Source organism: Candidatus Allofournierella excrementigallinarum, assembly GCF_944388085.1.
Classification (GTDB): Bacteria; Bacillota; Clostridia; order Oscillospirales; family Ruminococcaceae; genus Allofournierella_A; species Allofournierella_A excrementigallinarum.
In genome coordinates this window covers 1-11,825 of sequence record NZ_CALXHK010000059.1, presented here as the reverse complement: position 1 = coordinate 11,825, position 11,825 = coordinate 1, and the positions used below count along the sequence as shown (strand labels likewise).

Annotated in this window: 14 protein-coding genes; 2 read left to right on the top strand and 12 right to left on the bottom strand. The window is 64.0% G+C overall.

What is annotated here, in order from left to right; genetic code table 11:
• Positions 1–61 precede the first annotated feature (61 nt).
• The 9 genes from ACH2AT_RS09595 to ACH2AT_RS09555 form a co-directional block, all read right to left on the bottom strand.
• Positions 62–1,414: a Na+/H+ antiporter NhaC family protein gene (locus tag ACH2AT_RS09595; protein WP_394965571.1), complete on the bottom strand. Its 1,353-nt coding sequence runs from the start codon at positions 1,412–1,414 to the stop codon at positions 62–64.
• Between the two features lie 69 nt (positions 1,415–1,483).
• Complete coding sequence (locus tag ACH2AT_RS09590) at positions 1,484–2,617, bottom strand: hypothetical protein (protein ID WP_177521768.1); 1,134 nt, start codon at positions 2,615–2,617, stop codon at positions 1,484–1,486.
• A 74-nt stretch (positions 2,618–2,691) separates the two neighbouring features.
• Positions 2,692–3,297, bottom strand: coding sequence for a TetR/AcrR family transcriptional regulator (locus ACH2AT_RS09585; RefSeq protein WP_394965569.1), 606 nt, complete (start codon positions 3,295–3,297; stop codon positions 2,692–2,694).
• Positions 3,298–3,493: 196 nt separating this feature from the next.
• The gene (locus ACH2AT_RS09580; RefSeq protein WP_394965567.1) at positions 3,494–4,435 is read right to left on the bottom strand and encodes a TPM domain-containing protein; all 942 of its coding nucleotides are present in this window, start codon (positions 4,433–4,435) and stop codon (positions 3,494–3,496) included.
• On the bottom strand, positions 4,432–4,998 hold the full coding sequence (locus ACH2AT_RS09575; protein WP_394965565.1) for a LemA family protein: 567 nt from the start codon (positions 4,996–4,998) through the stop codon (positions 4,432–4,434). Before ACH2AT_RS09575 ends, ACH2AT_RS09580 begins: the two co-directional genes overlap by 4 nt.
• Positions 4,998–6,158 (bottom strand): toxic anion resistance protein, encoded by a 1,161-nt coding sequence (locus ACH2AT_RS09570; protein WP_394965564.1) that lies wholly within the window; start codon positions 6,156–6,158, stop codon positions 4,998–5,000. The genes ACH2AT_RS09575 and ACH2AT_RS09570 overlap by 1 nt, the downstream gene beginning before the upstream one ends.
• Positions 6,159–6,185: 27 nt before the next feature.
• Complete coding sequence (locus ACH2AT_RS09565; protein WP_394965562.1) at positions 6,186–6,815, bottom strand: 5-bromo-4-chloroindolyl phosphate hydrolysis family protein; 630 nt, start codon at positions 6,813–6,815, stop codon at positions 6,186–6,188.
• 70 nt (positions 6,816–6,885) lie between these two features.
• Entirely contained in the window at positions 6,886–7,374 is a 489-nt protein-coding gene (locus tag ACH2AT_RS09560) for a DNA-deoxyinosine glycosylase (RefSeq protein ID WP_394965560.1), read from the bottom strand.
• Positions 7,364–8,170: an HAD hydrolase family protein gene (locus tag ACH2AT_RS09555; protein ID WP_394965558.1), complete on the bottom strand. Its 807-nt coding sequence runs from the start codon at positions 8,168–8,170 to the stop codon at positions 7,364–7,366. Before ACH2AT_RS09555 ends, ACH2AT_RS09560 begins: the two co-directional genes overlap by 11 nt.
• A 181-nt stretch (positions 8,171–8,351) precedes the next feature.
• On the opposite strand from ACH2AT_RS09555, the gene ACH2AT_RS09550 reads away from it, so the two are divergent.
• Entirely contained in the window at positions 8,352–9,080 is a 729-nt protein-coding gene (locus tag ACH2AT_RS09550; protein ID WP_394965556.1) for an AzlC family ABC transporter permease, read from the top strand.
• On the top strand, positions 9,077–9,391 hold the full coding sequence (locus ACH2AT_RS09545) for an AzlD domain-containing protein (protein WP_394965555.1): 315 nt from the start codon (positions 9,077–9,079) through the stop codon (positions 9,389–9,391). Before ACH2AT_RS09550 ends, ACH2AT_RS09545 begins: the two co-directional genes overlap by 4 nt.
• A 57-nt stretch (positions 9,392–9,448) precedes the next feature.
• On the opposite strand, the gene ACH2AT_RS09540 is transcribed toward ACH2AT_RS09545, so the two are convergent.
• From ACH2AT_RS09540 to ACH2AT_RS09530, 3 genes are all read right to left on the bottom strand, one after another.
• Positions 9,449–9,799, bottom strand: a complete 351-nt coding sequence (locus tag ACH2AT_RS09540; protein ID WP_330057175.1) for an arsenate reductase family protein — start codon at positions 9,797–9,799, stop codon at positions 9,449–9,451.
• Between the two features lie 10 nt (positions 9,800–9,809).
• Positions 9,810–10,946: an N-acetylglucosamine-6-phosphate deacetylase gene (gene nagA / locus ACH2AT_RS09535; protein ID WP_394965553.1), complete on the bottom strand. Its 1,137-nt coding sequence runs from the start codon at positions 10,944–10,946 to the stop codon at positions 9,810–9,812.
• Positions 10,947–11,137: 191 nt separating this feature from the next.
• On the bottom strand, positions 11,138–11,825 hold a 688-nt coding region (locus ACH2AT_RS09530; protein ID WP_394965551.1), incomplete at its 5' end, for a putative manganese transporter.

Genomic DNA, 11,825 nt, shown 5'->3' with positions numbered 1-11,825 from the left:
CATGATGATTCTCCTTTCGTTGACTCATACATTAAAAATCACAATACACCACGGCCGGGGCTTATACAAGGATGAAGCCCAGGACCAGATACACCGCCAGGGTGACGCCGCCGGCGATGAGCGCGTAGGGGCGCTCGCTCTTCATCAGGTCCACCGGGTTGGAGTTGAGTTCCTCGCCGATATACATGACCAGCGCGCCGCGGGGGCTGATGGTGGTGCCGAAGGTGGCCGCCGAGAAGATCACCGCGCACAGCACGAAGGGGCTGATGCCCAGCGCGTCGGTGATGGGCAGGCAGGAGGTGATGAACAGGGAGGTGACCGGCCAGAAGATGCCGGTGAGGGTGCCGATGGCGGTGGCCGCCACGAAGAAGAAGGCAAGCACAGCGCCGGGCACCAGGATGCTCGCCACCGACTGCACCATCTCGGGGAAGCCGATGAGCTCCACCACCGTGGTGAGGGCATAGCCGACCATCAGGTAGACGGTGGGCTTGAACATGGAGATCATGCCCTTCCAGAAGCTGTCCATGAACTCGGAGAAGGTCATGATGCGCCGGGCGACGAACCAGATCAGCTCGATGAAGGTGACGATGATGCAGGCCACCGCCAGATCACCGTTGTAGTAGATGCCGAACCCCAGCAGGATCAGCAGGGGCACCACAAAGTCGATGGGCTTGGCCTTCAGATCCTCGGTGAGCTCCTCGTCCCGGATGCCGTACACCGAGAAGTCGTAGGTGCCGTCCTTGACCTTCTGCATTGCCTCTTTCACGGTGCCGAAGCCGGGCAGCACGCCGGCGGAGAACAGCACGATCAGCACGAACAGGATGATGGGGTAGATAAAGAAGGGCAGCACCTTGGTCACGAAGTCCAGCGTGCCGTTGGAGGTGATGCCGGCCCCCTCCATCAGCTGCACGAAGTACACCGACCAGGTGGCCATGGGGATCCAGCTCACCAGCGGGATGCACAGCGAGATAATCAGGATGCCCACCATCTCCACCGGCAGGCGGTTTTTTTTGCCGATGGTGCGGCCGTAGGAGTTCAGCACCGCGGCCTTGAGGAACTCGTCGGCGTACACGATGATGGACAGCACGATGATGGAGAAGAGCGAGCGCTTGCTGTCGCTGGCGTATTTGCTGGTGACCCAGTTGGTGAAGGAGCGGGTGGCGCCGGAATCGTACAGCACCTGTGTCACCACGCCCACAAACAGCGTGAAGATGATGACCCACATGTAGCTCGGATCGCTGCAGGTGTCGGCCAGGAAGTTGTAGAACATTACCGGCAGGTTCCACTCGCCGCTCTCAAAGGCGTAGATCACCATGGCGGAAAGGATGCCCGCAATGCAGGACTCAAAGGCCCGCTTGGTCTTCATAATCATGACGAAGGCCACTAAGATGGGGATCAGGCTCAAGAAATACATAGGTTCCTCCTTTTTCTCTTGTTTGTGCTCGCGCCTCCGGCCGGTGCAGCGGTTGGCCGGGGGCCTGTATCAGCCCTCCACGTCGTCGCCCAGGACGGCGTAGGTGACAGCCTTGATGGTGTGCTGGCGGTTTTCCGCCTCCCGGAAGATGTAGGCCGCGTTGTCCTCGAACACCTCGTCGGTGACCTCGAAGCCCTTTTCCAGGAACTTCTTCAGCTCGGGGTCGTCCACCGAGTCCACCAGCTTGCGGGCCGCGCTGTGGTCGGCGTTGTGGGTGGCGGGCAGCATGTGCAGGAAGATGGCGTTGGGGTTCTCGGTCTTGGCCATCAGCTCCCGGTTGACCTGGTACTTCTTGTACTTCACGATGCCGGGCAGCCAGGTGATGGCCTTGTTGGTGAAGAAGCCCCAGTTCTCGGTGGAGACCACGTCCGCCCCCTTCACCTCGTTCACGTCCTCGGTCTCGGTAAAGGTACACTGGGGGTTGTACTTTGCGTACAGCTCGCGGATGAACTTCTTCTGGTCGTCGGGCATGGCGCCGGACCAGCCCGCCACCGGCGTGCCCCTGGGCACTTCCTGGTAGAACAGCTTCTGCTCCTCCGGCGACAGGCGGGACACCGCCTCGTCCAGCGTCATATAGGAGGTGATGAACTTGAAGTTCATGCCGAACATGGCGCAGGCCACCGCGTAGGAGAAGGCGCAGCAGGCGCCGCCCCGGCCGATGTACACAAAGGTCTTGCCCTTGTAGCCCTCCCGGCCGTACACCTCGTCCAGGGTCATGAAGTCCGCCAGCATCTGGGTGGGATGCTCGTGCATGGTGTAGCCGTTGATGATGGGAATGGTGGACTCCCTGGCCATCTCCTGCAGCTGGGCGTGATCCATGCCCCGGTAGGCGATCACGTCGTACATGGCCGAGAACACCCGCATGGAGTCCTTGATGGTCTCCTTGGTGCCGAAGTGGGAGTTGGACAGGTAGGTGGTGCCCATGCCCAGGTCCTGGGCCGACGTCTCAAAGGAGCACCGGGTGCGGGTGGACTCCATCTCAAACAGCATCAGCATGTTCTGGCCGATGTTCCTGCGCTGGTCCACATGCTGCTTTTTTTCCGCCTTCAGCTTCAGCGAGAGGTCCAGCAGGTACCGCAGCTCCTCCGGGGTGAAATCCTCCAGCGCCAGAAAATGTTTCCCCTTGAATGCGCCTTTTTCCATAAATTTGTCTCCTTCCTTTTTACGAAATACATACATGTATGTATATTTTAATAAAAAATACTACACATCACCGGTCAGGATTGCAGCATCTCCATCAGAAAATCCACATATTCCACGATCTTTTCGTCGGGCATGAATTTTCCCTGGGCATTGATGTGGTGCGCCGTGTTGTAGGATTCGAAGCCCAGCAGGTAGGTGTAGAGCACCAGCGCCAGCATTTCCGCCGGCTTGTCGGTGCGGAACACCTGCTGCTGCTGGCCGCGGGCCACCTCTTTGCGGATGGTCTCCAAAAAGGTCTTGTCCATCTCGGTCTGCCGCTCGGTGAGGTTGGACACCTCCTGGCTGGCCTCCACCTTGTAACGGATAATCATCACATAGGGGTTCATGGTGTTCTTGCTGCGCAGGTTCACCAACAGGAAATCCCGCAGGGTGTCCCGCGCGGAATCAAAATGCCGGTAGCTGCTGTAAATGTTGCGGTAGAACTGCTGGTAGCGGGCAACGATCTCATCCAGGATATCCTTCTTGCTCTCAAAATTCCAGTAAAAGGCCCCCCGGGTAAGCCCCACATGCTGCACGATGTCCTCCAGCGTGGTTTTGGAGTAGCCTTTTTCCATAAATTTTTCGACGGCGGCGGAGATGATCCGCTCGCGGGTATCCTTGGAAGAATGTTGTCTGGCCATGTTGCACCTCTTTTACGACACCATGATACCGCGGTGGTGCGGTCTTGTCAATAAAAAATACATACATGAATGTATTTATGTCGGAACTGACAAAAGGAATGTCACATTTTTGTCGAATACGCCTTCCGGCTCTTGCCGGACAAAAAAGGCGCGCCCCATCGGCAGGCCGATGGAGTGCGCCGGAAAAGCGCTGTTTTTACCTGCGCCGGCCCGCACCGCCGCCGGAACGGGAGCCGCCGGAGCGGGAGCCGCCGCCGCGCCGGCCCGCGCCGGAACCGCGGCCGCTGCCGCCGCCAAATCCGCCGAAACTCTTGGGGCGGGAGGACGAGGACGGCCGGGAGGGCCCGCCGCCAAACCCGCCGAAGCCGCCGGGGCCGCCGGAATGGGGCGGGCGGGGCGGCGGCGGAGGCCGCCGGCGCCAGCCGCCGTAGAAGTGCCGCCGGGGCGGGAGGGGCGGGTAGCTGTAGCCGAACCAGCGGGTACGCACATAGCGCACCGGGTGCAGGATGCTGCCCAGCACCACCAACGCGATAAGCACCAAAAGCACGATCACCATCGTGAGGAAGCCGCCGATGCGCGCCAGGAAGGAGGGCCGCTCCGGCGCGGGAGCCACGGAGCCGCCGGCGCTCTGGCCGGGCTGCACGCCGTAGATGCCGCACAGCTCGTCGTACATGGCGTTTGCGAAGGCGGTGACGCCCGCGTCATAATCGCCCTTGGCAAACCCGTCTTCCAGGTTGTTCCAGAGCAGGTCGTCGATCTTCTGGGGGGTCAGTTCCTTTTCCAGGCCGGTGCCCACGGTACAGTAGTAGTCCTCCGCGCCGATCACCAGCAGAAGAAGAACGCCGTTGTTTTTGTCCCTGTCGCCCACGCCCCAGCTGTTCAGCGTGTCGGCGGCATAGTCGGCGGTGGAAGAGGCGCCGGTGAAATCCACCGTCAGCACCGCGATCTCGGCCCCGCAGGCTTCGCTCAGGGCGATGGTCAAATCGTTCACCGCCTGTTCGGTGCGCTCGCTGAGCACGTTCGCCTCGTCCAGCACGCAGCTGCCCTCAGGGGCGGCGGGCACCGCCGCAAAAACGCTGCCGGTGAGCAGAACCGCCGCCAGTGCCAGGCCGGCGAGGGTGCGTCTTACCTGTTTCATCGGTAATATTCCGCCTCCTCGATGCCCCAGAGCGCCCCGATCAGCTTTGCGGGCTGGCCGGCCAGGGTGTCGTTAAACTCCTGCGCCCGGGAATTGTAGTCGTTGTTCCGGATGGTATTTCCCCTGCTGTTGAACTCGGCAAGCTCCCCGGCCAGCAGGTCATACTGGTTCGCGTCCGCCAGGGCCGCGGCCTCGTCGTAGAGGGCGTTCACCGCGCTGTCCAGCGCGGCGTCGGCGGCGGCCTTGGCGGCGGGGCCTTCGGCGGCGTTCACCGCGTCCACGGCGCTGCGCACCGCCTCGGCGGACCCGGCGCTGACCCCGCCGACCTTTTCGGCCACCGTGGCGAGGTTTGCCGCCGAGTTGAGGCGGGCGTCCAGGTCGGCGGCGATGGAATGCATCCCGTCGGAAAAGGCGGCGGCGGTGCTGTTTGCGCAGGCGGCCAGCTTTGCCCCGCCGATGCCGAAGACCGAGCCGGCGGCCAGAAGGCAGGCGGCGGCCGCCGCCACCGCCCTGTTCTTCAGGGGCGCGGGCAGCAGCTGTTCCAGTTTACACGGACCTTTCATCAGTTATGCAGCTCCATCAGTTTCTGTTTCAGTTCGCCCTCGATGCGGCCCAGCTCCACCTCGGCGGCGGCGCGTTTGGCGCGGCCCTCCGACTGGATCCTGCTCAGTTCGTCCAGGGTCTCGATGAGGCTCCTGTTGGTGGCCTGCAGGGTCTCGATGTCCACAACGCCCCGCTCGGACTCCTTGGCCGCGTCGATGGTGCCCTGCTTTAAGGCCGCGGCGTTCTTTTTCAGCAGCTCGTTGGTCATGTCGCTCACCGCCCGCTGGGCCTCGATGGCCTGCTGGCTGTGGGCCAGGCCCAGGGCCAGCACCATCTGGCTCTTCCACAGGGGGATGGTGTTCACGATGCTGGTCTGGATCTTTTCCGCCATCATGGTGTCGTTGTTCTGGATGAGGCGGATCTGGGGGCCCATCTGGATGGACACGTTGCGGGTGAGCTCCAGGTCGTAGAGCTTTTTCTCAAAGCGGTCGCACATGTCGGCCAGGTCCCGGGCGGCCTGGGCGTCCTCGGGCAGGCCGCTGGCCCTGGCCTTGTCCATGGCGGCCTGCAGCTCGCCTTCCCGCACCTGTTTGAGCTTTTTCTTGCCCGCCAGGATGTACATGGTGAGCTCCTTGAAGTAGAGCATGTTCATCTGGTACATCTTGTCCAGCATGGCCACGTCCTTGAGCAGCTGCACCTGATGGCCCTCCAGCACGGCCTCGATCTTCTCCACGTTGGCCTCGGTCTTGGCGTACTTGGCCTTCATGGCCTCGATGCCGCTGGCGGCCCGCTTGAAGAAGCCGAAGATGCCTTTGCTCTCCTCCTGGGCGTCGAAGCCTTTCAGTTCGGTGACCAGGTTGGCGATCATCTCGCCGGTCTCGCCCAGGTCCTTGGTGCGCACCTTGTCCAGGGCGGTCTCGCTGAAATCGCCGATCTTCTTCTGGGTGGCCGCGCCGTACTGCAGCACCATCTGGCTGTTGGTCACGTCGATCTTCTCGGCAAAATCGTCCACCATCTTCTGCTCTTCGGGGGAAAGGCGGGTCTCTTCGATCATCACCGGCTCGACCTTTTTCTCCTCCTCGGCGGCAGCCGCGGCAGCGGCCTCGTCGGCGGCGGGGTCAAGGGTGAGGGTGGGCACGGCGTCCAGGGTCAGTTCGGGGCTCATATTGTTTTCGTCCATGGTCGTTCGTTCCTTTCGCTTTTGAAATTATTCCACAAGGCCCTGCCCTTTCAGCATGCCTTTGAGTACTTCCAGGTCGGCGTCCAGATCCAGCGCCGCGGCGGAATAGAGGCTGTCCAGCTGGTTTTCAAAGGCGGTGGCGATGACCGCCGCGTTCGCCTCCACCTGCCTGCGCACCTCCTCGGCGTTCTCGCCCGAGACGCCCGCCTGTTCCATCTCGGCGTAGAGGGTGAGGATCTTCACCGCGTCCGGCAGATAGTGGTTGGCAAAGCGCCGCACATGGGGGGCCTTGTCCGGGTCCTTTTCCAGCTGGGCGAGGATGCCGGCGCAGGCGGCGGACATGCGGCGGATGGCCGCGCTGAGGGCGTCGTCGGGGATGCGCTCGTCCAGCTCCAGCAGGCGCTTGCGGTCCGCGTCGATGCGGCCGAGCATCTGGTCCGCGTCCTCCCGGCCGGTGAGCCAGGGCACCTCTTTTTGCACGATGACCGGCGGGCAGAGCTTGAAGGCCGCGGCCAGCGCCGCCACAGAGACGGCGGCGGTAAGGCCCAGCGCCCACAGCTCATAGATGGGCAGCGCCAGCGCCCCCGCCACCCACACCGCCCCGGCGATGTACCAGGGAGCGGCGGGTCTCTTTTTTATCTCTATGATCTTGCTCATGCTTTGCTTCTCCTGTGCGGGCGGGTGCGCCCGCGGTTTGTGATCATTTTACCACAGTAAAGCAGTTAAATCAATGCGGGGATGAAAGCCAGGGCCTCAGCGCCGCGCCCCAGGCGGCGGCCAGCTTTTCCATGCCGAAGGCGGCGTTTGCGGGGCTGGTGCTGGGCAGGCGCACGGCGGCGATGCCGCACGACGGGCGAAGCAGTTTTTCATAAAAGCGGAAGGCCGTGGCCCCGTTGCAGAAAACCGCTTCGACGGGCGCTTTTTCCAGCAGGGCGGCCAGGTCCACCGGCACCGGGTCCTTGATGGAGGCGTCCTGTGCGCCGATGACGGTGCAGCGTTCCAGCACGTCCCAGAGGGCGAGGCCGTTTTGCAGGATCAGCGCCCGTTTTTCCTCCACCGTGGCCGGGGCCGGCGCGCCGCACAGCCGCGCCAGCAGCGGCCAGAACCGGTTGCGGGGGTGGCCGTAGTAAAAGCCCTGGCGCCAGCTTTCGGGGCTGGGCCAGCTGCCCAGGATGAGCGCCCGGCTGGCCGGGCCGAACACCGGTTCAAAGCTCATGGGGGAAAAACTCCTTTTGCAGCGCGGCGGCCACGCCCTCCTCGGTAACGGCGGGCGCAATGGCGCTGGCGGCGGCTTTGGCCGCCTCGGTGCCGTTGGCCATGCACCAGGACCGGCCCACCAGCCGCATCAGAGGGATGTCGTTCTCGTTATCGCCCATGCTCAAAAGCTCTTCGGCCTTCCAGCCGGTGAGCTCCATCAGCTTTTTGACCCCCACCGCCTTGTTGACGCCGGCGCGGTTGATGTCGTAATAGCCGGGATGGTAGGGCACGAACTGCAGCCCCAGATGGCCGTAGCGGGCCCGGAAGCCCTCCACCGCCTCGGGCGGCAGGATGCCGAAAGCCCCGAAGGGCATATCCCGCAGATGGCGCTCCTGGTCTTCGCCGTCCAGCACGAACTTGCGGTGGCCGGTGACGGCTTCGTAGAACCCGCACATTTTTTCAAACTCCACATAGACGTAGTAGCTGTCGGAAAAGCAGAATGCCAGGGGGTAGTCGAAGTCCTCGAAGTAGTCCACCAGGGCGTACATCTCTTCGGGGGTGAAGTCGCCGCTGGCCAGCAGGCGCCCTTCGCCGTCCAGCACCTGGGCGCCGTTGGCGCAGACGGCATAGTCCGGCTTGATGCCGCCCAGGAGGGAGGTGTTCATGGCGTAGTAGGTGCGGCCGGTGGCGATGACCACCTTCACGCCCAGGGCCTGCACCCGGCGCACCATCCCGGCCACCGCCGGGCGGGCCGAGGGCTCGCCGTGGGCCACCAGCGTGCCGTCCACATCCAGAATGATCGCTTTGTAAGGCATGAAACATCTGTCTCCTTTGGAGGGTGGGCCGCTGAAGCGAGCGGCGGCCCTTGTTTCTATTATAAACAGTTTGTCCCGCCTGCACAAGGCCGAACCTGGCCGCCGCCGGCTTTTGTTGCTTTGCCGCGATATTGGTAGTATAATGAAGCCCGGTGACATACCATTGAGCGGAGGCGAAGGGATGAAAGGCGAATACGCGTCCGGCCTGCGGGACGGGCTGGCCATTGGCGTGGGATACTTTTCGGTGAGCTTTACGTTCGGCATCCTGGCGGTAAACGGCGGGCTGTCGCCGCTGGCGGCGGGGCTCATCAGCCTGACCAACATGACCAGCGCCGGGCAGTTTGCCGGGCTGACGGTGATCCTGGCCCACGGCCCGCTGGTGGAGCTGGCGCTCACCCAGCTGGTCATCAACCTGCGCTACGCCCTGATGAGCCTTTCGCTGAGCCAGCGCCTGGGCCCGGAATTCACCACCCGGCGGCGGATGCTGACAGCCTTTGCCAACACCGACGAGATCTTCGCGGTGGCCATGGGCCGCGCCGCCCCCCTGACCCCCGCCTACATGTACGGCCTGGCCGCCCTGCCCATCCTGGGCTGGACCGGCGGCACCGTGGTGGGCGCGGTGGCGGGCGCGGTGCTCTCCCCCGCCGTGCGCAGCGCCCTGGGGGTGGCCCTTTACAGCATGTTCATCGCCATCGTGGTGCCGCCCATGCGCCAGTCAAAGCCGGTGCAGGCGGTGGTGGCCGCGGCGGTCACCGTGAGCTGCATCTTTGCCTGGACGCCCCTTTCCCGGGCGGTGGGAAGCGGCTTTGCCATCGTCATCAGCACGCTGGCGGCGGCCGCGCTGGGGGCCTGGCTGTTCCCCATGGACGTTCCACCCGAGGCCGGCGAAGGAAAGGAGGCTGTGCGATGAGCCTTGCCTGGTATCTTCTGGTGATGGCGGGCGTGACCTACCTCATCCGTATGCTGCCCCTGACCCTTTTGCAGAAAAAGATACGCAACCGGCGTTTGCAGTCTTTTTTGTACTATGTGCCCTACGCCTGCCTTTCGGCCATGACCTTCCCGGCCATCCTCTCGGCCACCGAAAGCCCGGTAAGCGCCGCCGCGGCGCTGGCGGTGGCCCTGGGGGTAGCCCTGGCCGGCAAGGGGCTGGTGACGGTGGCCGCCTGCGCCTGCGCCACCGTGTTCGTTGCAGAGCGGCTTTTGCCCCTTCTGCCCTTCTGAATCTGAAACAAAGACCGGGCCGCGCGAGGAATCGCGTGGCCCGGTCTTTTTGTTTTTTCACAGCAGCTTTGCCCATTCCTCGGGCTTGAAGCCGGGGCAGACGCCCTTTTCGGTGACGAGCACCGGGCGCTTGACCAGCATGCCGTCGGTGGCAAGCAGGGCGCAGACCTCGCTGTCGGTCATGGCGGGCAGCTTGTCTTTCAGGCCCATGGATTTATAAAGCAGGCCGCTGGTGTTCACGAAGCGTTTGACCGGCAGGCCGCTTTGGGCCAGCCAGCCCTCCAGCTCGGCGGCGGTGGGGTTGTGCTCCCGGATGGGGCGGGCGGTGTAGGCCGCGCCCTGTTCGTCCAGCCATTTTTGCGCTTTCTGGCAGGTGGAGCATTTGTCATAGCACAGGAAGGTGGTCATGCTCTGTTCCTCACAGTTCTTTGCCGCCGATGAAGATGTGCTCGGGGTGCAGGTCGGCGCCCAGCACCAGCACGTCCGCCCGCTTGCCCACGGCGATGCTGCCCACCTCGTCGTCGAGGCCGGCGGCCCTGGCCGGGTTGATGGTGGCGGCCTTGAGGGCGCTTTCCAGCGGCACGCCGAACTTCACGGCGCGGCGGAAGCCCTCGGCCTGGCAGGTGGCGCTGCCGGCGATGGTGCCGTCCGCCAGGGTGGCCAGGCCGTCGGTCATGAACACCTTCTGGCCGCCCAGGCTGTATTCGCCGTTGGGCATGCCGCAGGCCTGCATGGCGTCGCTGATGATGCACACCCGGTCCGGCCCGAACATGTTGAACACAGCCCGCACCACCGCAGGGTTCAGGTGGATGCCGTCGCAGATCATCTCGATGTGCTCGGCAAAGTCGCTGGCGGCGCCCACCACGCCGGGGGCGCGATGGGTGAAGGCGGGCATGGCGTTGAACAGGTGGGTGGTGTGGGTGAAGCCGTTGGCAAAGCCATCGGCGGCCTGCTCATAGGTGGCGCAGGTGTGGGCGACGGACACGGTGCACAGCTTGCCGGCCTTCTGGGCGAACTCCAGCGCGCCGGGCAGCTCGGGGGCCACGTCCACCAGGCGGATGTTGTGGCCGCTGCGCTCCCACAGGCGCTGGAACATCTCCCAGTCGGGGTCGATGATGTATTCCTCGGCCTGGGCGCCCTTCTTGGCCTTGTTGAAGAAGGGGCCTTCCATGTTCACGCCCCGCAGCACCGCGCCGTAACCCTCCTGGCCGAAGATGGGCCGGGCGGTGTCGAAGATGCGGTCCAGGATCTCCTCGCTGAAGGCCATGGTGGTGCCCAAAAAGCTGGTCACGCCCTGGCTGCCCAGATACTTCTGCATGGCGCGCACGTATTTGTCGCTGCCGTCCATGCCGTCGCAGAAGTCAGAGCCGGCCGCGCCGTGGATGTGGATGTCCACAAAGCCGGGGGTGACGTATCTGCCGGCTGCGTCCAGCTCGTCCTCGCCGTGGAGGGTGCCTGCGGGGGCCACCTTCACGATGCGGTCGCCCGCAAGCTCCACGTCGGCGGGGATGAACCGGCCGCTGGAATGAAAAACCTGTCCGTTTTTGATGATCATGGGAAGTTCTCCTTTCCGCGTTCAAGGGCGGGCATCCGCCCAGATCCTTATTCTTGATTTGATTATACAGCGCCCGGGCGCGGCGCACAATTCGCTAAAACGCAAAAAGCCGATCGTGCAAATTTTGTGCAGTTTTACGTCCGCCGCAGCGCAGGAAAAGGCGGGGCAGGCGCCCCGCCTTTTCGGTTGATTCAAAAGCCCAGAAGCGTCAGCAGCATGCCGCAGCCCGCGCCCACCGCCCAGAGCAGGCCGGTGATGAACAGGTTCTGCCTGAGGCTGGGGTTTGCGCGGAACAGCACCAGCAGGCCCACGCCCGCGTTGGCGCAAAGGCCCGCCGTCACCGACGAAAAGCCGATGGCATCGGAGAGATACAGCTGGGTGAGCAGCACGCTGGAGGCGCAGTTGGGCACAAGGCCCAGCAGCGCCGCGAAGAGAGGCTGGGCCAGGCCCAGCCCGGTGAGGAAACCGGTGAAATTCTCCTCGCCCACGCCCTCGATCACAAGGCCGATGACCACACTCAGGGCCAGCACCCACAAAAAGATGTTCACGGTGTGCACCGCCGCCGCCCACACAAGGCTCTGTTTTTCCTCGTGGTGCTCGTGGCAGTCCACCTCGCCGGCGTGGCCGGTGTAACCGCCCCGCATGGAGGCGGGCAGCCGCCGCCGGAGCGCCAGGTCCAGCACCGCGCCCACCGCGGCGCCCAGCGCCGCCTTGAAGGCCAGCAGCACCGCCAGGTCGCCCCAGCGCTCGGGCACCGCCAGCAGCAGCGGCACCGCCTCGTCGCTGGTGGCGATGAACACCGCCATCAGCGCGCCCAGGCTGATGACCCGGCTGCCGTAGAAGTTGGCCGCCATGGCGGAAAAGCCGCACTGGGGCGCG